Below are 20,304 nucleotides of genomic sequence, written 5' to 3'. Positions count from 1 at the left end.
CAGCGCGATTGAATGAGCATCTGCTGCGCAAAAACATTTTGATCAAGCCGAGGGCCGGTCTCTGTGCCGGCCCATTGGTTCGTTTTAGGGAAGGAGGAGAAGATGCGGGAGGTGGACCCACGGGAGACCGGCCGGGCGGACAGCTGGGCGCTCTATCACAGCGCGCCCATGCCGATGGTCACCCTGTTCAAGACCCTGGACATCACGCCGCTGCTGCGGCGGAAGGACCAGGGATACAAGCTGAATATGCTGCTGTGCTGGTGCGTCGCTCAGGCGGCGGAGGCCACGCCGGAGTTTTACCTGCTGCCGGTGGGAGAGAAGCTGATCCAATATGACCGCCTGGGCGTCAGCGTGATCGTGGCGAACCAAAAGGGCGGCCTCAGCTCCTGTGACCTGCCCTGTTCGCCGGACCTGGAGACCTTCAGCCGGACATATCTGGAGCTGACGGAGCGGGTGCGCCAAACATGCGTGGACCACGAGCTGCCTGGCCGCATGATGGTGGGCACCTCCAGTCTGGTCCGGTATGAGATCGACGGCGCGGCGAACATGTATTCCGGCATCTTTAACAACCCCTTTCTGATCTGGAGCAAATACCGGGAGGAAAACGGCAGGGCACTGCTGCCGCTGTCCTTCCAATTCCACCATGTACAGATGGACGGTCTGGAGGCCTGCGCCTTTTTGGAGCGGCTTCAGGAGGCTGTCCGTGAGACCGGGAGGGCATGAGCGCCCACCGGAAGGAGAGAAGCCATGTCAAATGAGAACGGGCGGGTACAGGACCCGCCCCGCCATATCGCCATCATCATGGACGGCAACGGCCGCTGGGCCACACGCCGGGGCCTGCCCCGGACTGCCGGTCACAAGGCGGGAGCCGAGACCTTCCGCCGCATCGCCACATACTGCAAGAATATCGGTGTGCAGTATCTGACGGTGTACGCCTTTTCCACGGAAAACTGGAAGCGCTCCGCCGATGAGGTGGGGGCCATCATGACCCTCTTGAAAAAGTATCTGCTGGAGGCGGTGGACACCATGGAGCGGGACCACATCCGGCTCCACTTTTTCGGGGACATGACGCCCATCTCCCCGGAGCTGCGGGCGCTGGCCCGGGAGACGGACGAGATCACGGAGCACCTGTCCGCCGACGATTTTCAGGCCAACGTCTGTTTGAACTACGGCGGCCGGGATGAGATCCTGCGGGCGGTGCGGCGGTTTGCCGCGGACTGCGCGGCAGGGGAGAGGCGGCCAGAGGAGCTGGATGACGCCATGTTCTCCGGCTATCTGGATTCCAAGGGCATCCCGGACCCGGAGCTGATCATCCGCCCCAGCGGAGAGCTGCGGCTGAGCAACTTTCTGTTGTGGCAGTGCGCCTATTCGGAGTTCTATTTCACGGATGTGCTGTGGCCGGACTTTGACGAGGCGGAGCTGGATCGCGCCATCGCGGCCTATCAGGGAAGAGACCGTCGTTTCGGCGGCGTAAAGAAATAAGCCTTTATAGAAAAGAGGGCGATTTATGAAATCGAGAATTTTGGTGGCTGTCATCGGTGTTCCAGTGCTGGTGTGGGTGGTGCTTTGGGCGCCGATCCAAGTGATGACGATTGCGCTGATCCTGCTGGCGTTTATCGGCGCTACGGAATTGGAGCGGTGTGTCAGTGGTGTGAAACGCAGCGGAGTGACAGAACTCGGCGGTGTATGCGCGATACTTACCGTAGAGGGATACTATGTCTGCCCAGATCATATGGAACTGTTGTTTGTTTTTGCAACAGTGCTGTTCTTCGGCTACGCCATCGTGAAGGCGGGCGAGGTGAAGTTCGCCCAGATCATGGCGGGGCTGTTCGGCGGCATCGCCATCGGCTGGTCCTTCTCCGCGTTTTTACGCATGGAGGCCTCTGGTGTCCACCGGGCCTATCTGCTGCTGCCCTTTATTTTGAGCTTCGCCTGCGACACCTTTGCCTACTTTGCCGGACTGACTTTGGGCAAACACAAGCTGGCACCGAAGGTCAGTCCGAAAAAGACCATCGAGGGTTCCATCGGCGGGCTTTTGGGCAATGTGGTCTGCGGCCTGCTTTTCGCCTTTGTGATGGACCGCTGGTTCGGCGGCAGCATCGGCTATGGCCCTATGGTCATCCTGGCGCTGCTGTGCGGCATGGTGGCCCAGCTGGGTGATTTGAGCTTTTCCCTCATCAAGCGGGAATTCGGCATCAAGGACTACGGCCATCTGTTCCTGGAGCACGGCGGTGTGCTGGACCGGTTCGACAGCGTGCTGTTCGTAACGCCGGTCATTGAGATCGTTTTAAGCTTTGTGAAATAAGTTGGTGTTATGACGAATACAATTTCGATACTTGGCTCCACCGGCTCCGTCGGCCGTCAGACCCTGGACGTGGCGGAGCAGATGGGCCTGCGGGTGGCGGCCCTTACGGCAAATTCCAGTGTGGAGCGCATGGAGGCACAGGCGCGGCAGTTCAAGCCCCGGCTGGCCGTGCTGACCGATGAGGCGGCGGCAAGGGACCTTGCCGTGCGCCTGGCGGACACGGATACAACGGTGCTGGGCGGCTTTGCGGCCCTGGAAGAGGCGGCGACAGTCCCCGAAGTTGACACGGTGGTCACCGCTGTGGTTGGCATGGTGGGACTAAAGCCGACCCTGGCCGCCATTCGGGAGAAAAAGCGGATCGCCCTGGCCAATAAAGAGACCCTGGTCTGCGCCGGACAGCTGGTGATGGACGCGGCGGATACATGCGGGGCGGAGATCGTGCCGGTGGACTCCGAGCACTCCGCCATCTTCCAGTGCGTCCAGGGCTGTACGGACCGCCGGGAGATCAAGCGCCTGATCCTGACCTGCTCCGGCGGGCCATTTTACGGTATGCGGTTCGATGAAGTGGGCAGAATGACAAAGGCGGACGCTTTGAAGCACCCCAACTGGAAGATGGGCCCCAAGATCACCATCGACTGCGCGACCCTGATGAACAAGGGCCTGGAGGTCATCGAGGCCATGCGGCTGTACCGCCTGCCGCTGGAGCAGGTGCGGGTGGTGATCCACCGGCAGAGCATCGTCCACTCCCTGGTGGAGTACCGGGACGGCGCGGTGCTGGCCCAGCTGGGCACGCCGGATATGCGCCTGCCCATCCGCTACGCCATGACCTATCCGGAGCGGGGCGAGAACCCCGCGGAGCCGCTGGACCTGCTGTCCTGCCCGCCCCTGACCTTTGATGCGCCGGACCGGGAGGCCTTCCCGTGCCTGCGTCTGGCGGAGGAGGCGGCCACCCAGGGCGGCACCGCCTGCGCCATTCTAAATGGCGCCAACGAGGAGGCGGTCCGACTGTTCCTGGCGGACCGCGTGGGCTTCCACGACATCCCCCGGCTGGTGGAGAAGGCCCGGGCGGCGGTGCCCGTGGTGCAAAACCCCACACTGGAGGAGATTTTGGCGGCGGACCAGGCGGCCCGGCAGATCGTCCTAGGGAATTGAGTATTTAGGAGCTATTGCATGAAACCAATTTTTATCCTGGCAGCGATTTTGATCTTTGGCGTGCTGATCGCCGTCCATGAGCTGGGCCATTTTGTGGCGGCAAAGCTCTGCGGCGTGCGGGTCAACGAATTCTCCATCGGCATGGGGCCCGCAGTCTGGCACAGGCAGAGGGGGGAGACCCAGTACTCCCTGCGGGCCCTGCCCATCGGCGGTTTCTGTGCCATGGAGGGCGAAGACGAGGACACCGGCGACGACCGCTCCTTTGTCCGGCAGGGCTTTTGGAAAAAACTGGTCATCCTGGCCGCCGGCTCCGGCATGAACTTTTTGACGGGACTGGTGATCCTGCTAGTGCTGTATACCGGCGCGACGGCGTTCTACACCGACCAGATCACCGGTTTTGCGCCGGGCTTTCCTCTGGAGGGCGAGAACGGCCTGATGGTAGGGGACATTTTCTATAAGATCGATGGCTACCGCACCTATCTGCGGGGCGACGCGTCGCTGTTTTTGAGCTACCACGACGGCGACACCATGGACCTGGAGGTTATTCGGGACGGCGAGAAGGTGGTCCTGAAGGACCTTCCCATAACCCGGCAGACCTATCTCAACAGCGACGGCGGCACCTATACCGGCTTTGGCCTGTATGTGGGCGCCAGTGCGGAGAAAGCGACCTTTGGCAGCAAGTTGAGATACACCTGGAACACGGCCAAGGACTTTGTGCAGCTGGTGTGGTTCAGCCTGGTACAGCTGGTCTCCGGCGGCGCGTCCATGGAGGACCTCAGCGGCCCGGTGGGCATTGTGTCCACCATCACGGAAGTCGGCTCTGAGGCGGAGACCGCCCGGGACGCCTGGTCCCAGATCTTCTATTTCGCGGCGCTGCTGGCGGTGAACCTGTCGGTGATGAACATGCTCCCCATTCCGGCTCTGGACGGCGGGCGCATCTTTTTCCTGCTGGTGGACGCCCTGGCGCTGCTGCTGTTCAAGCGGAAGGTGCCGGAGAAGTACCAGGCCGCCGTCAACACAGTGGGTTTCGTGGCGCTGATGGGCTTTATGCTGGTGGTGACATTCCAGGACGTGTTCAAACTGTTCCGGTAGGGAGGAACGAGAGATGACAAAGCAGTTATTCGTGGGCAGTGTGCCCGTGGGCGGCGGCGCTCCGGTGTCCATCCAGTCCATGTGCAACACAAAGACCGACGATGTGGCCGCCACGGTGGCCCAGATCAAGGCTCTGGAGGCCGCCGGATGCGAGATCATCCGGGTGGCCATCCCGGACCAAGCGGCGGCGGAGGCTGTGGACAAAATCAAAGAGCAGATCTCCATCCCGCTGATCGCCGACATCCACTTCAATTATAAGTTCGCCCTGACATGTGCGGAGCGAGGCATCGACGCCCTGCGCATCAACCCCGGCAACATCGGCGGGGAGGAGAGGGTGAAGGCCGTGGCGGATATCTGCCGCCAAAAGGGCATCCCTATCCGCATCGGCGTCAACGGCGGCTCCCTGGAAAAGGAGCTGCGGGCGAAGTACGGCGGCGTCACCGCCGAGGCCCTGGTGGAGAGCGCCATGGGCCATGTACATCTGCTGAACAAGTTCGACTTTGACGACATCTGCATCTCTGTGAAGTGCTCCGACGTGCCCCTGACCATGCGGGCCTACACGCTGCTGAGCCAGCAGACGGATTACCCTCTGCATCTGGGCGTCACCGAGGCGGGCACGCCCTCTATGGGTATGGTGAAATCCGCCATGGGCATCGGCGGGCTGCTGTGCATGGGCATTGGCGACACCATCCGGGTGACGCTGACCGCCGACCCGGTGGAGGAGATTTACGCCGCCCACAAGATTTTGAAAGCCGCGGGACTGCGGCGCGAGGGCGTGAACCTCATCGCCTGTCCCACCTGCGGCCGCACCCGCATCGACCTCATCCCCATTGCGGAGGAGGTGGAACGGCGGCTGGCGAACTGCAAAAAGAACATCACCGTGGCGGTGATGGGCTGCGCTGTCAACGGCCCCGGAGAGGCCGCCGCCGCGGATATCGGCATCGCCGGAGGCAAGGGCGAGGGCCTGCTATTCCGAAAAGGAAAGACACTTTACAAGGTGCCACAGGAGCGGCTTGTAGACGCTTTGATGGAAGAGATCGAAAAGCTATGAGCCGTTTTGATATAGAAGGACACTTCCATGACGAAGAAGCAAAAGACGATCAGCAGGAAGGTGCCCGGTGATTGAGATGGAACAGGACTCTCCCATGACGGCCAAGCACAGCGGCCAGGGGGCTGCTGTTCCATACTGACACAGTCGAAATAAAATACCTTGAGACAACGGAGGACTCATGTCAAAGGATATCCCATTTTTTGAAATGTTTGCAGAGCTGCAGCTCTCGGGAGAACTGCGGCTGAAATTGGCGGGCGCCGTGCTGACAGGAGCCTGCATCGACCAGGGGGCCATGACCATCAGCCTGCGCCTGCTGGTCAAATTCCCGTTGTCGGAGGACGACCTGCGGAATATGCAGGACCTGATCCGGGCGGTTTACGGTTTCCGGAAGGTGGACATCGACGTCACCTGCAAACCCCAGGAGACGCCCAGGCCCATTGGACAGCCATCCGCGCCTGCGGGGAACCAGGGCGGCAAACCCACGGGGAAGGTGCTGATGGGAAATCCCATCAAGACCCGGCCCGGCCCTATGAAGGACCTGAACCTGAAGATGGGCAACGCCACCGTGGAGGGCAAGGTCTTTGCCTTTGAGTGCCGGGAGACCCGGCGGCCCGGTATGTGGCGGATGAGCATCGACATGACGGACTACACCAACTCCGTGACCGTGCAGAAGAACCTGACCGTTAAGGAGGCCCAGGCATTGGAGAGCGCCATCAAGCCCGACATGTGGCTGCGGGTCCAGGGCAAGATGGAGCCCACCTGGGACGGCAAGGACATCCAGCTGAACCCCTACCACATCAATGTGGTGGAACACAAGGGCAGGGAGGACACCGCCCCGGTGAAGCGGGTGGAGCTGCACTTACATACCCGCATGAGCAACATGGACGCCCTGACCGACACCAAATCCGTTATTCAGGAGGCCATCCGCTGGGGGCATCCCGCCATCGCCATCACCGACCACGGCGTGGCCCAGTCCTTCCCGGATGCCTGGCACGCCGCGGGGGATAAAATAAAAATACTTTACGGCGTAGAGGGCTATTTTGTCAACAATATCGACGACCGGGTGGTGGTCCACGGCCCGCTGGACTGCTCGTTGGATGACGAGTTCGTCTGCTTTGACATCGAGACCACGGGCTTGAAGGTGGACCGGGAGGCCATCACGGAGATCGGCGCGGTGGTGCTGAAAAACGGCGAGATCACGGAGCGGTTCCAGACCTTTGTCAATCCAAACCGCCGCCTGACGCCGGAGAACATCGGCCTCACCGGTATCACCGACGACATGCTGAAGGACGCGCCCCAGCTGAAGGAGGCGCTGACGGACTTTTTGCGCTTTGTGAACGGCCGCCCCCTGGCGGCCCACAACGCGGAATTCGACATCAGCTTCATCCGTGCGGGCTGCAAGCAGGTGGGCCTGGAGTTCCATCCCACCTATGTGGACTCCCTGATCCTGGCCCAGAACCTGCTGCCGGATCTGCACAAGTACAAACTGGATATCGTGGCGGAGCACCTGGACCTGCCCGCCTTCAACCACCACCGGGCCAGCGACGACGCGGCCACGGTGGGCTATATGCTGATCCCCTTCTGGAAGATGCTCCATGAGCGGGGCATCCACACCCTTCAGGCCGTCAATCCGGAGATGGAGAAGCTGCGGCCCTTAGGCAGTAAGACCAACCGCTTCCCCAAGCACATCATCCTGCTGGCCCGGAACAAGGTGGGCCTGAAAAACCTGTATCAGATGATCTCCGCCTCCAACCTGAAATACTTCAAGCGGGTGCCCACCATCCCCAAGACCCTTTTGCGGGAACACCGGGAGGGCATTATCGTGGGCGCCGCCTGCGAGGCGGGCGAGCTGTTCCAGGCGGTGAAGGACCACAAGGACTGGGACGAGCTGAAGCGCATCGCCTCCTTCTATGACTATTTGGAGATCCAGCCCCTGTGCAACAACATGTTCATGCTGCGCAACGGCGAGGTGCAGTCCGAGGAGGACCTGCGGGAGTTCAACCGCACCATCATCCGCCTGGGCGACGAGCTGGGCAAGCCGGTCTGCGCCACCGGCGATGTGCACTTCCAGGAGCCGGAGGACGAGGTGTACCGCCACATCATTCTGGCCTCCAAAAAGTTTGCGGACGCCAACGAGTCCCTGCCCATCTACTTCAAGACCACCGATGAGATGCTGAGGGAGTTCAGCTATCTGGGGGAGGAGAAGGCCTACGAGGTCGTGGTGGACAACACCCGGCTGGTGGCCGACCAGGTGGAGACCTTCGAGCTGCTGCCCAGCGAGCTGTTCCCGCCCCGGCTGGAGAACTCCGAGGAGGACCTGAACCGCCTGGTGTGGGAGAAGGTCCACCGCCTCTACGGCGAGGACCCGCCCCAGCTGATCGTGGACCGCCTGAACGTGGAGCTGAGCGGCATCTTAGGCAAGTATGACGTGGTGTACATGTCCGCCCAGAAGCTGGTGCAGCGCTCCCTGGAAAACGGCTATCTGGTGGGCTCCCGTGGCTCCGTGGGCTCGTCCCTGGTGGCCTACATGTCCGGCATCACGGAGGTCAACTCCCTGCCGCCCCACTACCGCTGCCCCAAGTGCAAAAACAGCGAGTTCATCACCGACGGCTCCTACGGCTGCGGCGCGGATATGCCGGATAAGATCTGTCCCGTCTGCGGCACCAAATATGTCAAGGACGGCTTCGATATCCCCTTTGAGACCTTCCTGGGCTTTGGCGGCGGCAAGGTGCCGGATATTGACCTGAACTTCTCCGGCGAGTATCAGGCCCGCGCCCACCGCCACGCCATTGAGATGTTCGGCGAGACCCAGGTGTTCCGGGCGGGCACCATCGGCACCCTGGCGGACAAGACCGCCTTCGGCTTCGTGCTGAAATACCTGGAGGAGAACGGCATGGAGGTGGGCAGCGCCGAGAAAAAGCGCCTTGCCACGGGCTGCGTGGGCGTCCGGCGCACCACCGGACAGCATCCCGGCGGCCTGGTGGTGGTCCCGGACGACAAGGATATGGAGGACTTCTGTCCCGTCCAGCACCCGGCGGACGCCGACGACTCCGACACCATCACCACCCATTTTGAATACCACTCCATGGAGGCCAACATCCTGAAGCTGGACATGCTGGGACACGATGACCCCACCATGGTCCGCATGATGCAGGACCTCACCGGCGTGGACCCCCACAACATTCCCCTGGATGACCCGGACACCATGTCCATCTTTACCTCCAGCAAGGTGCTGGGCTATGAGAACGACGAGATCTTAGGCCCCACCGGCGCCGTGGCCATCCCGGAGTTCAATACCCGGTTCACCCGGCAGATGCTGATCGACACCCAGCCCAAGGACTTCAACACCCTGGTGCGGCTGTCCGGCTTCTCCCACGGCACCGACGTGTGGCTGGGCAACGCCCGGGAATTGATCGTCAGCGGCACCGCCGGCGTTCTGGAGACGGTGGGCTGCCGTGACGATATCATGCTGTACCTCATCTCCAAGGGCCTGGACCCCAAGATGTCCTTTAAGATCATGGAGAAGGTCCGAAAGGGCAAGGTGAAGAAGGGCGGCTTCGACGAGGGCTGGGTGGAGGCCATGCGGGAGCATGAGGTGCCGGAATGGTACATCGACTCCCTGGCCAAGATCGGATATCTGTTCCCCAAAGCCCATGCGGTGGCCTATGTCATGATGGCCTTCCGCATCGCCTGGTACAAGGTCCACGAGCCCCTGGCGTTTTACGCCACGTTTTTCTCCGTCCGGGCCAAGGCCTTTGACGCGGAGTACTGCTGTGCGGGCAAGGACGCGGTGAAGCGGAAGATCCGGGAGATCGAGAACAACAAGGACGCCACCGCCGTGGAACAGAACCTGCTGACCACGCTGGAGGTGTGCTATGAGTTCTACCTCCGGGGCTTCCACTTTGATACCATCAACATCTATAAGTCCGAAGCTACCAAGTTCAAGGTGACGGAAAACGGCCTGCTGCCGCCCTTCACCACAGTCCATGGCCTGGGCGAGGCGGCGGCCATCGACACGGTGGAGAAGCGGAAGGGGAAGGAGTTCATCTCCATCGAGGAGTTCGCCATGTGCTGCAACAAGCTCTCCAAGACCCACATCGAACAGCTGAAGGCGCTGGGGTCCTTTGCCGGGATGGCGGAGACCAGCCAGATGACGCTGTTTTGACGGACAGACGTTGCGACTATAAAATTTGAGATTTTTCGGCATTTTGGTACTGGACATTTTCCGGGAATGCAGGTAGAATTGCCTTGGTGATTCAAAAACGGAAAGGAGCATGTTTCCATGCTGAACGCAAATGTCAGAGACCTGCTGAACCAGCAGGTCAACAAGGAGTTCTACTCCGCCTATCTGTATCTGGACTTCTCCAACTATTTTGAGGCCCGTGGGCTGGACGGCTTTGCCAACTGGTACAAGATCCAGGCCCAGGAGGAGCGGGACCATGCCATGCTGTTCTATCAGTATCTGCACAACAACAACGAGGCCGTGACTCTGGACGCCATCGCCAAGCCGGACAAGGTGCTGGACAGCGACATGACCGTGCTGAAGGCCGGTCTGGAGCACGAGATCTATGTCACCAGCCTCATCAACGACATCTATGCCGCCGCCTATGAGGTGAAGGACTTCCGCACCATGCAGTTCCTGGACTGGTTTGTCAAGGAGCAGGGCGAGGAGGAGACCAATGCCAACGACCTGATCTCCAAGATGGAGCTGTTCGGCTCCGACCCCAAGAGTCTGTACATGCTGAACAGCGAGCTGGCCGCCCGAGTATACAGCGCACCCTCTCTGGTACTGTAAGCGATACACAGCAAAAAGCGTCCGCATCTGCGGACGCTTTTTTCATAGGTTTTTACGGCTTTTGAGCGATCAGTTTTTTTGCCGAAAAGCGGGGAAGTGTTCAAAAAGCGGCCATAAAAGAGTGAGCTGCCCAGTTCCAGGCATTGAGGAACAGGCAGAGCAGCGTAAACCATCCAAAGATGCCCACTGGGCGCTTGAAAAAGAGCTTTTTCACCAGAAGCAGGGGGACGCAGGCCACCAGCAGAGCAAAGGCGAGCCTCAAAAAAAGTCGATATGCTCCCAGAATTCCTCCATGGACATCTGCTGGTGGGACCAGATCCAATGGGGTATCCCATGCACCAGAAGGAGAAGGGAGACCAGTAAGCCGCCCTTTTCCAGAAAAGCCTATGGCTTACCGCGCATAGAAAACCCTTTTCCGCTTTTGGGACAGGTCAGTGGCTCAGACGCTGATCCTGGACTCCTCATTTTTGATCTCCCAGTGGATGAGGAAGGTCAGGGTGCCCCGCAGGAGGATGATGGCGCCCAGAGTGATCAATTCGCTGTATTCCCGAACGATGGCTGTGCGCAGGACCTCTCCGCCCAGCTTGAATTCCAGCGCCAGGGCGATGCCCTGGGCGAGGATCAGGCGGACATGGGGGTCATGCCTGAAGCACCCGATGATGCTTTTGACGGCGGCCACCAGCAGCACTGCCACGCCCACGCACTCCAAAAACAGGACGCTGCACTGCACGATGAATTGAAATCCGTCCTCCAAAAAAGTCAGAAAAGCCATAATGCGCCCCCTCAAACGTTTGCGTTTACTACATCATAGCATATTTTCAGGGAATTGCAAGAAAAACCTGGCGCTTTAAGCAGACAGGCTGCCCGGAGGGGCAGCCTGTCTGTCTCACGCGGCGGGATCAGCCTCCCAGCTTGGCTTGGCACTTGCTCAAAAACCGCTCGTTGTTGATGATGGCGCGGGTGTGGGTGCCTGCGCCGATGGGGCCTTTTTCATCCCAGGCTTTGACGGCGAAATCCACCATTTTGCCGTTTTCGGATACGGCGGTGATCTCCGCCTCCGCCCAGACGGTCATGCCGACAGGGGTGGGGGCGTCGTGGCTGATGTCCAGATGGGTGCCCACGCTGCCCTGGCCCTCCGCCAGAAAGTTTTGCAGGCAGGTCAGCGCGGCGTTTTCCATCATGGCGGCCATAAAGGGCGTGCCGAACACCGGCAGGGCCCCGGAGCCCACGGCGGCCGCGGTGAGCTCCTGGGTGACAGTCTGTTCCAGCTGGCATTTGGTTCCGATCAGGATCATAAGCGTTCCTCCTTGCGTGTATTTTCTGATGCTTTCAGTGTACACCTAAATTCCAGATTTGCAAGAAAAACCGGCGCTGGTGACCAGCGCCGGTTTCCGCGGTCTTATCATACTAGAATTCATTAAAAAGTAGACAGCGGCTACTTTTTATAGCGCCGAAGGCGTGTTGAATTCTTATGAGACATACCGATGTGCGAAGCACAGCGGTTCCCATGAAAAATATCTATTTTTCATGGGAAAATAGTATCAGATGCCGAGCTCCGTCCAGAGATCGTTATACAGTGTCAGGACGCTGGCAGGCAGGTTTTCATAGAGCGTGCAGCGGTCCAGCACGTCTGCGGGAGCGGCCATGATCTCGTAGAGTCCCATGTCCAGCGCCTCACCGTAGGTCTCCTCATAGTAATCGGGATAGGTTTCCAGCGCCTTGGTGTTGGGGGAGGCGTACCAGATATAGTCCATGTTGGCCAGGTTGGCTTCTGTGGAGGCGATGAAGTTGATCCAGGCCTCGGCCTCCTCCTTGTGCTGCGCGTTTTTCAGCACGCACATGGCGTCCACGAACCAGTTGCTGCCCTCCTCAGGGACCACATAGGCCAGATCCTCGTTGTTCTCCAGCATGGTCAGGTAGTCGCCGGCGTAGTACATGGCGATCGCGGCGTTGCCGCCCTCCATCTTGTTGAAGATCTCGTCCATGACAAAGCTCTGGTACACGCCCTTGCTCTTGGCGTCCGCCAGAAGCTGATAGGCCTCCCGGATCTCCGCTTCATCGGTGGTGTTGATGGAATATCCCAGGTCCAGCAGGGCGGCGGCCAGGGCGTCCCGGGAGTTGCGGATCATCAGGACGTTGCCCGCGTACTTCTCGTCGAACATGGCGTCCCAGCTGGTGATGGGCTCGTCTACCATGGTGGTGTTGTAGATGATGCCGAGAGTGCCCCAGGTATAGGGGACGGTGTACTTGTTCTCGGGGTCAAAGCTCAGGCTCTTATACTGATCGCCGATGAGATCATAGTTGGGGATATTGCTGTAATCCAGTTCCGCGAGCATATCCTCCTCGATCAGACGGGCGATCATATAGTCAGAGGGGACGATGACGTCATAATCACCGGCGCCGGTCTTCAGCAGGGAGTACAGAGCCTCGTTGCTCTCCGCAGTCTGATAATTGACCGTGATACCGGTCTCGTCCTCGAATTGATAGATCAGGTTCTCGTCGATGTATTCACCCCAGCTGCATACGTTTACCACGCGCTTGCCACTGCTGTTGCTGCCGCTGCTGGTGTCCGTGTCGGAGCTATCGGGGGTGGATGGCTCATCCTTCCGCACAGAGCACCCGGTCAGAAACAGGCTCGCCGCCATCATCAAGGCGAGAGTCAAGGCTACCATTTTTTTCAATTGATCATTCCTCCAATATCTTTGAATTTTTATCACAAGGCCCCGGAGGGCCATGGGACCGATCAGACGCGCTGTAGCGCGCGCCGCTCCTGCCGGGCCTCCCGGATATTGACGATGGCCAGCAGCGCCAGCACCGTCACGAACAGCAGTGTGGAGATGGCGTTGATCTCTGGGCTGACCCGCTTTTTGGTCATGCCGTAAATGGTCATGGCCAGGGTGGAAGAGGACGAACCCGCTGTGAAATAGCTGATCACAAAGTCATCGATACTCATGGTAAAGGCTGTCAGCGCGCCGGAGACGATGCCGGGCTTGATCTCCGGCAGGATGACCTTCCAGAAAGCCTGCATCCAGGTGCAGCCCAGGTCCATGGCGGCGTCTACCAGGTTTTTATCCATCTGCCGCAGCTTGGGGCCGACGGAGAGGATCACATAGGGGATGTTGAACACGATATGGGCGATCAGCAGAGTACCGAACCCCATATGCAGGTTTTCCACCAGGATGAAGGTGCGCTGGGCGTTGTTGAACCAGACGGCAAAGTTGTGCCAGCCGTTGAACAGCGCCACAAAAAACAGGCACAGGCTGACGCCGGTGACGATATCGGCGTTCATCATGGGGATGTTGTTAACGGTCATCAGCGGTTCCCGGACCCGGCGCCGCATGGCATAGAAGCCGATGGCGGCAAAGGTGCCGGCCACCGTGGCGGCGACCGTTGCCAACAGGGACACCAGCAGGGTGGTATACACGCTCTGCATGATGATCCGGTTGTGGAAAAGCTTTGTATACCAGGCCAGAGAGAAGCCCTTCCACACGGTGTTGCTGCTGCCGGCGTTGAAGGAAAAGATGATCAGCAAAATGATCGGCGCGTACAGAAAGACAAACACCAGTGCCATGAATATGCGGTTGAGCAGGGAGGTGTTCTTTTTCATAGCATCACCGCCTGTTCTTCACCCTCGCCGAAGCGGTTCATGACCACCATACACACCACCACAATGATCATCATCACCAGGGAGATGGCCGCGCCGAGCTGGGGGTTGTAGGCGCCGCCGAGGAACTGCTGCTCGATCAGGTCGCCCAGCATCATCTCCGTACCTCCGCCCAGCATTTTGCTGATGGCGAAGGTGGATACCGACGGGACGAACACCATGGTGATGCCGGACAGGACACCGGGCAGGGACAGCGGCAGGATCACCCGCCGGAACACGTTGAACGTATCGGCCCCCAGGTCCCGGGCCGCCTCAATGAGGGAATTGTCCAGCTTGACGATGACCGAATAGATGGGCAGGATCATAAAGGGCAGGTAGTTATACACCATGCCCAGCACCACGGCGCCCTGGGTGTTCATCATGCGGAAAAACTGGATGTCCGTACCGAAGATGCTGTTATACAGGGCGATCAGGCCGATCTTTTGGAACAGCTGGTTCAAAAGACCGTTGTTCTCCAGAATGGACATCCAGGAATAGGTGCGCAGCAGGAAGTTCATCCACATGGGCAGCATGATCAAAACCATGGCGATGCGCTGGAACCGGGGACCTTCCTTGCTCATCATATAGGAGACCGGGTATCCGATCAGCAGACAGACCAGTGTGGCGATGATGGCGAGCTTGAAGGAACGGGTGAACACCACGGTATAGGTGCCCATCCTGGCGAAATTCGCCAGCGTGAAGCCGCCCTCGGCAGCGGAGAAGGCGTACACCACCACCATGATGATGGGGGCCACCACGAACAGGGCCATCCAGACCACGTAGGGGATGGCAAAATGAGAGAGCTTATTCTTCATCCTCGCTCTCCTCCTCATCCAGCGCGAGGCTGGCATCGTCCAGTTCGTCATACTCCTCGGAGAAGGAGGAGTAGTCGCCGAACATACCGGAGTAGGAACTCTTTTTCATCACGTGGATGCCGTCGGGGTCGATCTTGATGCCGATGCGGGCGCCGACGGGGGAGTGGTCCGTGGTCTGGATCAGCCACTTGAAGCCGCGGAAGTCCACGATGATGTCATACTGCATGCCCTTGAAGGTCACGTTGGTGACGGTGCCGGTCAGTTGGCCCTGCTCCACGGGCACGATGTCGATGTCCTCGGGCCGGATGACCACGTCCACCGGCTCGTTTTCGGCAAAGCCGCCGTCCAGGCAGGGGAACTCCCGCCCGTACATTTTGACCACCCTGTCCCGGACCATGACGCCGTCGATGATGTTGGACTCACCGATGAAATCCGCCACAAAGGCGTTTTTCGGCTCGTTGTAGATGTCCTCGGGGGTGCCGATCTGCTGGATGGAGCCCTTGTCCATGACCACGATGGTGTCGGACATGGTGAGGGCCTCCTCCTGGTCGTGGGTCACATATATAAACGTAATGCCCACCTGCTGCTGGATGCGCTTCAGCTCGATCTGCATGTCCTTGCGGAGCTTCAGATCCAGCGCGCCCAGAGGTTCGTCCAGCAGAAGCACCTTGGGCCGGTTCACCAGCGCCCGGGCGATGGCCACCCGCTGCTGCTGGCCGCCGGAGAGGGCGTCGGGCTTGCGGTGCTCAAAGCCTTTCAGATTGATGACCTCCAGCATCTCCATGACCCGCTCCCGGATCTCCTCCTCGGGGATCTTCACCTGTTTCTTTCCGGTGGGATCGCTGGGATCGGGGCGCCTCTGCATCCGCAGTCCGAAGGCGATGTTCTCGAACACGTTCAGGTGCGGGAACAGCGCGTACTTCTGGAATACGGTGTTGATCTGCCTTCGATAGGGCGGAACGTCATTAATCCTCACACCGTCGAACAGGACGTCTCCGGACGTGGGAGTCACGAAGCCGCCGATAATCCGCAGCGTGGTGGTCTTACCGCACCCGCTGGGTCCGAGCAATGTGAGGAATTCTTTGTCGTTGATGTACAGGTTGATGTTGTTCAATACAGGTTCATTGTCGTACGCCATGCACAGGTCACGCAGGCGAATCAACTCTTTGGACATGTATCCTCCCCCATTTCAATCGTAATTCTGCTTGAACGATACGCCTCTTTTCTCTGTTGAGGGGGAACCTTTCTCGTCGAAATTCAGCACTTTGAACTATATAGGAAGTACCCCCAAAAGTCAAGGGAATTACCTATATTTATCAGGTATTTTTTTCGGGGGGGAAGTACCGGTCCCGAAAGGGCACGTCCACCACGGTGAACGCCTTGCCTCGCAGGTAGTTCAGCATCCCCGCGTCGGTGGGGAGAGAAAAGTGCAGCTTGTAGGAATACAGGGCCTGGCGGGTCTCGTGATAGCGCTTGTTCACGGCACCGTTTCCGTATTTTCCGTCCCCCAGCAGGGGGCATCCGATCTCCGCCATGGAGACGCGGATCTGGTGGGTCCGTCCGGTGAGCAGGCGGCACTCCACCAGGGACAATTCTCCCCGGTTTTCCAGGGTTTTATAAAGGGTGACGGCGGTTTTTCCGCCGGGGACGGGCCTGCGGTAGAAGGAGACCTGCTTTTTTGCCTCGTCCTTCAGCAAAAAGCCCTCGATCCTGCCCTCCGCGGGCCGGGGGCGGCCCACGGTGATGCAGAGGTAGGATTTTTCCAACTCATGGGCTTTGATCTTCTCGTTGATGATGCGCAGGGTCTCCGCGTTCTTGGCGGCGATGACGATGCCGCCGGTGTTCCGGTCGATGCGGTTGCACAGGGCCGGGGCAAAGGCGTTCTCCCACCTGGGGTTCCACTCCTTTTTCTGGTACAGGTACGCCTGGATGTGGTTGATGAGGGTGTTGACCTTCTCCGTCTCATCAGCGTGGACCACTAGGCCGGGGCGTTTGTCCACCAGCAGCAGGTTCTCGTCCTCATAGACGATGTTCAGCTGGGGCTTGAAGACCGTCAGGAAGAGATTTTCCTCATTGGGCTTGTCAAAGAACTCGTCGTTGATATATAATTGTAGGACATCCCCGGCGCAGAGGCGGGCGTCCCGCTTGGAGCCCTTGCCGTTGACCTTGATGCGCTTGAGGCGGATATACTTTTGCAGCAGGGCAGGGGGCAGCAGGGGCAGGTTCTTGGACACGAAGCGGTCCAGGCGCTGCCCGGCGTCATTTTTTCCAATGGTGAATTCCCGCATGGTGGGCCTCCTGTGAAAGAATCGTCGTTTTCGTTATCATACCCGTTTGCCGGGCGCTTGTAAAGTCCGGCTGGAATTTTTTGATTGGATGGGGAGACACTGCACATGAGAGAGCGTCCGAATAAGAGACAGACCGGCAAGGTGAATTATATCTGGGTGCTGGCGGGCGGATACCTGCTGTACCTGGCGGCCCAGCTGTTCATCGGCGTATTCAATGGAACCTCCGAAACGCCGGCCATCGGCATCGGCGGCGGCCTGGTGTTCCTTGCCGTGGGCGGCGCGCTGATCCTTCGGGAGTGGAGGGCATACAAGTTCGGCAAGGACCACATTGACGACCCCACCACCTGGAGCGACGAGCCGGAGGAGCTGCCGGAAAACGGCGGGAAAGGCGGGGAGGACGCATGAACAGTGAGCTGCTGGCGGCCATCCAGACCGGCAGGACCTGGCTGGACCGCTTTACCCGGCGGGGCTATCCCAAGGCGTTTCCGGAATACAAGGCGCGTTTTGCCCCGGCCTACGGGGAGGCGGTCCTGGGGACAGGCGGGGATGAGGCGGCCCTTCAGGCCCTGGCGGAAGAGCTCCTGGACGGGCTGGCGGAGGGCTGGAAGCGCCAGCGCATCTGGAACCGGGCCGCCGTGAAGGTCAATGAGAAGCAGATGATGGTGGACTATCTCTCTCCCATGCTGCTGGGCATGGAGGGCACGGACTGCCCCCGGTTCGTGGAGGTCCTGCGGGACTGCTGGGAGGCCCGGTGGCCCAAGGACCCCTATTTTATCGTGTCCTATGACCGGCTCGCGGGCGGGTTCCGAAATTCCATCCTGGGCATCGACCTGGCCAACAAGCACCTGGACCCGGAAAACGACCGCTGAAAAAAACTGGCGGAAATTTGAAAAAATTGTTTGACAACAGGGGAGCCATCCCTTATAATACTAATCGTGTCATTGCGAGGTAGCTTATGCTTTTTGACGTAAAATCCATCCTGCATACCCCCGGCAAACGTCTGGAATTCCAGTTTGCATTGGACCTTTCCGATGTGGAGTTCGCCGGCCGGTATCCGGTCAGCCGTCCCGTGGAGGTCCGGGGAGAGGTCCGCAACACCGCCGACCTGCTGGACCTGACGCTGACGGCCAGGACCACGCTGGACGCGGTCTGCGACCGTTGCGGCAAGGCCTTTTCCCAGGAAAAGGAGATCGTTTACAGCTGTATGCTGGCGGAAGAACTCCAGAATGAGGACAACGACGAGATCGTCCTGCTGGAGGACGGCAAGGTGGATGTGGGCGATCTGGCCCGCACCGCGTTCATTCTCGGAATGGACACCAAAACCCTGTGTTCTGAAGATTGTAAAGGACTGTGTCCCCGCTGCGGCGCCGACCTGAACCTCGGCCCCTGCTCCTGCAAAAAGGAGACGGACCCGCGGCTGGCCGTCCTTGCCAAACTTTTGGAGAACAAATAAAGTAATAATAAGGACGGGCCACACTCCCGGGCCTTTGAATGATCAAGGAGGTGTCACAATGGCAGTACCTAAGGGAAAAGTATCCAAAGCAAGACGCGATAAGCGGCGCAGCTCCACTTGGAAGCTGGCGGCCCCCAGTCTCGTCGCATGCCCGAAATGCGGTGCGCTGCACCTGCCTCACAGAATGTGCCAGGAGTGCGGTACTTACAACGGCCGCGAGGTCAAGGTTGTCAAGTCCGTCGTCGCGAAATAAGGATTCTGCATGCTTGCTAAGGAGGGAAGAGATTCTTCCCTCCTTGCTTTTTAACTTGCTATCCCGCCCGCGGACGGGTATAATATAATTGTATTTTTATGAGAAGAAAGAGAAAGGATGTGAGAGCCGATGAAACCCATCGTTGCTATCGTGGGCCGGCCCAACGTGGGCAAGTCCATGCTGTTCAACAAGCTGATCGGCAGGCGGCTTTCAATTGTGGAGGATACGCCCGGCGTTACCCGGGACCGCATTTACGGGGAGACGGACTGGAACGGCCGCCCCTTCACCCTGATCGACACCGGCGGCATCGAGCCCCGGACGGACAACCTGATCCTGGAGTTCATGCGGGATCAGGCCCAGATTGCCATTGAGAACGCCAACGTCATCATTTTCCTGACGGATATCAAGACCGGCCTCACCGCCTCCGACCAGGAGGTGGCGGGCATGCTGCTGCGCAGCGGCAAGCCCATCGTGCTGGCGGTGAACAAGATGGACTCCACCGGCGCGGTGGATCCGGATTTCTACGAGTTCTACAACCTGGGCCTGGGAGACCCCATCGCCGTCTCCGCCGTCCACGGCCACGGCACCGGCGACCTGCTGGACGCCTGCGTCCGGTATTTCCCGCCGGAGGAGGAAGAGGAAGAGGAGGACGACGCCATCAAGGTGGCGGTCATCGGCAAGCCAAACGCGGGCAAATCCTCCCTGGTAAACAAGATCCTGGGGGAGAACCGGGTCATCGTCTCCGACGTGGCGGGCACCACCCGGGACGCCATCGACTCCCGCTTTGAAAACGAGCAGGGCAAGTTCGTGTTCATCGACACCGCCGGCATCCGCAAAAAATCCAAGGTGGAGGAGGACATCGAGCGGTACAGCGTCCTCCGGGCCACCATGGCCATTGAGCGCAGCGACGTGTGCCTCATCATGATCGACGCCACCGAGGGTGTCACGGAGCAGGACACCAAGGTGGCCGGACTGGCCCATGAGGCGGGCAAGGCCAGCATCATCGTCATCAACAAGTGGGACCTGGTGGAGAAGGACGGCAAGACCATGGACCACATGCGGGAGAAGGTCCGGCAGGACCTGGCCTTCATGACCTACGCGCCCATCCTGTTCATCTCCGCCAAGACCGGCCAGCGGGTGGAAAAGCTGTTTGAGATGATCGACTACGTCGCCAACCAGGCCAGTGTCCGCATCACCACCGGCATGCTGAACAGCATCCTGGAGGATGCCCAGACCCGGGTGCAGCCTCCCACGGACAAGGGCCGGCGGCTGAAAATTTACTATATGACCCAGGTGGGCGTGAAGCCGCCCCATTTTGTGGCCTTCTGCAACGACGCGCGGCTGTTCCACTTCTCCTACCGCCGGTATCTGGAAAACTGTATCCGCAGCACCTTTGGCCTGGAGGGCACCCCTGTTGTTCTGTCTGTCCGGCAGAAGGGCGATAAGGAGGCGTGAGC

General features: G+C 59.6%; 19 protein-coding genes and 1 pseudogene. 13 read left to right on the top strand and 7 right to left on the bottom strand.

All coding sequences use genetic code 11. The features are described from left to right. The first annotated feature begins 102 nt into the window (after positions 1 to 102). The 8 genes and pseudogenes from Q0Z71_RS11790 to Q0Z71_RS11755 all read left to right on the top strand — a co-directional run bounded on the left by Q0Z71_RS11790 (position 103) and on the right by Q0Z71_RS11755 (position 10,395). Positions 103 to 723, top strand: coding sequence for a CatA-like O-acetyltransferase, family 2 (locus Q0Z71_RS11790; protein WP_298022778.1), 621 nt, complete (start codon positions 103 to 105; stop codon positions 721 to 723). Between the two features lie 24 nt (positions 724 to 747). After that, a complete protein-coding gene (uppS, locus tag Q0Z71_RS11785) occupies positions 748 to 1,482 on the top strand; it encodes a polyprenyl diphosphate synthase (protein WP_298022775.1) in 735 nt (244 codons plus the stop codon). Positions 1,483 to 1,507: 25 nt separating this feature from the next. Next, positions 1,508 to 2,305 carry a phosphatidate cytidylyltransferase gene (locus tag Q0Z71_RS11780; protein ID WP_298022773.1) on the top strand — a complete coding sequence of 266 codons (798 nt, stop codon included), beginning with the start codon at positions 1,508 to 1,510 and terminating at the stop codon, positions 2,303 to 2,305. Positions 2,306 to 2,314: 9 nt separating this feature from the next. Then, positions 2,315 to 3,457, top strand: a complete 1,143-nt coding sequence (locus tag Q0Z71_RS11775; protein ID WP_298022770.1) for a 1-deoxy-D-xylulose-5-phosphate reductoisomerase — start codon at positions 2,315 to 2,317, stop codon at positions 3,455 to 3,457. A gap of 18 nt (positions 3,458 to 3,475) precedes the next feature. Next, complete coding sequence (locus Q0Z71_RS11770; protein WP_298022767.1) at positions 3,476 to 4,549, top strand: RIP metalloprotease; 1,074 nt, start codon at positions 3,476 to 3,478, stop codon at positions 4,547 to 4,549. A 10-nt stretch (positions 4,550 to 4,559) separates the two neighbouring features. Next, positions 4,560 to 5,600 (top strand): annotated as a pseudogene (gene ispG, locus Q0Z71_RS11765) (flavodoxin-dependent (E)-4-hydroxy-3-methylbut-2-enyl-diphosphate synthase); the annotation flags it as partial. Positions 5,601 to 5,778: 178 nt separating this feature from the next. Next, complete coding sequence (locus tag Q0Z71_RS11760) at positions 5,779 to 9,765, top strand: PolC-type DNA polymerase III (protein ID WP_298022764.1); 3,987 nt, start codon at positions 5,779 to 5,781, stop codon at positions 9,763 to 9,765. A 117-nt stretch (positions 9,766 to 9,882) separates the two neighbouring features. Further along, positions 9,883 to 10,395 (top strand): ferritin, encoded by a 513-nt coding sequence (locus tag Q0Z71_RS11755; protein ID WP_298022761.1) that lies wholly within the window; start codon positions 9,883 to 9,885, stop codon positions 10,393 to 10,395. A gap of 439 nt (positions 10,396 to 10,834) precedes the next feature. On the opposite strand, the gene Q0Z71_RS11750 is transcribed toward Q0Z71_RS11755, so the two are convergent. The 7 genes from Q0Z71_RS11750 to Q0Z71_RS11720 form a co-directional block, all read right to left on the bottom strand. Next, the gene (locus tag Q0Z71_RS11750; RefSeq protein WP_298022758.1) at positions 10,835 to 11,167 is read right to left on the bottom strand and encodes a DUF1622 domain-containing protein; all 333 of its coding nucleotides are present in this window, start codon (positions 11,165 to 11,167) and stop codon (positions 10,835 to 10,837) included. A gap of 127 nt (positions 11,168 to 11,294) precedes the next feature. Further along, positions 11,295 to 11,690, bottom strand: a complete 396-nt coding sequence (locus Q0Z71_RS11745; protein WP_298022755.1) for a thioesterase family protein — start codon at positions 11,688 to 11,690, stop codon at positions 11,295 to 11,297. A gap of 246 nt (positions 11,691 to 11,936) precedes the next feature. Continuing rightward, positions 11,937 to 13,067, bottom strand: coding sequence for a PotD/PotF family extracellular solute-binding protein (locus Q0Z71_RS11740; protein WP_298022843.1), 1,131 nt, complete (start codon positions 13,065 to 13,067; stop codon positions 11,937 to 11,939). 71 nt (positions 13,068 to 13,138) lie between these two features. Beyond that, the gene (locus Q0Z71_RS11735) at positions 13,139 to 14,002 is read right to left on the bottom strand and encodes an ABC transporter permease (RefSeq protein WP_298022751.1); all 864 of its coding nucleotides are present in this window, start codon (positions 14,000 to 14,002) and stop codon (positions 13,139 to 13,141) included. Beyond that, positions 13,999 to 14,853, bottom strand: a complete 855-nt coding sequence (locus Q0Z71_RS11730) for an ABC transporter permease (protein ID WP_298022748.1) — start codon at positions 14,851 to 14,853, stop codon at positions 13,999 to 14,001. The genes Q0Z71_RS11735 and Q0Z71_RS11730 overlap by 4 nt, the downstream gene beginning before the upstream one ends. After that, the gene (locus Q0Z71_RS11725; RefSeq protein ID WP_298022745.1) at positions 14,843 to 16,027 is read right to left on the bottom strand and encodes an ABC transporter ATP-binding protein; all 1,185 of its coding nucleotides are present in this window, start codon (positions 16,025 to 16,027) and stop codon (positions 14,843 to 14,845) included. Before Q0Z71_RS11725 ends, Q0Z71_RS11730 begins: the two co-directional genes overlap by 11 nt. A 142-nt stretch (positions 16,028 to 16,169) precedes the next feature. Then, positions 16,170 to 17,141, bottom strand: coding sequence for an RluA family pseudouridine synthase (locus Q0Z71_RS11720; protein WP_298022742.1), 972 nt, complete (start codon positions 17,139 to 17,141; stop codon positions 16,170 to 16,172). A gap of 105 nt (positions 17,142 to 17,246) precedes the next feature. Here Q0Z71_RS11720 and Q0Z71_RS11715 point away from each other — a divergent pair, with 105 nt between their 5' ends. The 5 genes from Q0Z71_RS11715 (at position 17,247) to der (ending at position 20,302) form a co-directional block, all read left to right on the top strand. Next, a complete protein-coding gene (locus tag Q0Z71_RS11715) occupies positions 17,247 to 17,546 on the top strand; it encodes a hypothetical protein (RefSeq protein ID WP_298022739.1) in 300 nt (99 codons plus the stop codon). Then, positions 17,543 to 18,010 (top strand): hypothetical protein, encoded by a 468-nt coding sequence (locus tag Q0Z71_RS11710; protein WP_298022735.1) that lies wholly within the window; start codon positions 17,543 to 17,545, stop codon positions 18,008 to 18,010. Before Q0Z71_RS11715 ends, Q0Z71_RS11710 begins: the two co-directional genes overlap by 4 nt. Positions 18,011 to 18,096: 86 nt before the next feature. Continuing rightward, positions 18,097 to 18,594, top strand: coding sequence for a DUF177 domain-containing protein (locus Q0Z71_RS11705; RefSeq protein ID WP_298022732.1), 498 nt, complete (start codon positions 18,097 to 18,099; stop codon positions 18,592 to 18,594). Between the two features lie 58 nt (positions 18,595 to 18,652). Then, positions 18,653 to 18,847 carry a 50S ribosomal protein L32 gene (gene rpmF / locus Q0Z71_RS11700; RefSeq protein ID WP_298022729.1) on the top strand — a complete coding sequence of 65 codons (195 nt, stop codon included), beginning with the start codon at positions 18,653 to 18,655 and terminating at the stop codon, positions 18,845 to 18,847. 129 nt (positions 18,848 to 18,976) lie between these two features. Next, a complete protein-coding gene (der, locus tag Q0Z71_RS11695; RefSeq protein WP_298022726.1) occupies positions 18,977 to 20,302 on the top strand; it encodes a ribosome biogenesis GTPase Der in 1,326 nt (441 codons plus the stop codon). Positions 20,303 to 20,304 lie beyond the last annotated feature (2 nt).

It is taken from the genome of uncultured Dysosmobacter sp. (assembly GCF_947631635.1).
Lineage (GTDB): Bacteria > Bacillota > Clostridia > Oscillospirales > Oscillospiraceae > Oscillibacter.
The sequence above is the reverse complement of the archived record's forward strand: the minus strand, read 5'-3'. Positions and strand labels throughout refer to the sequence as shown.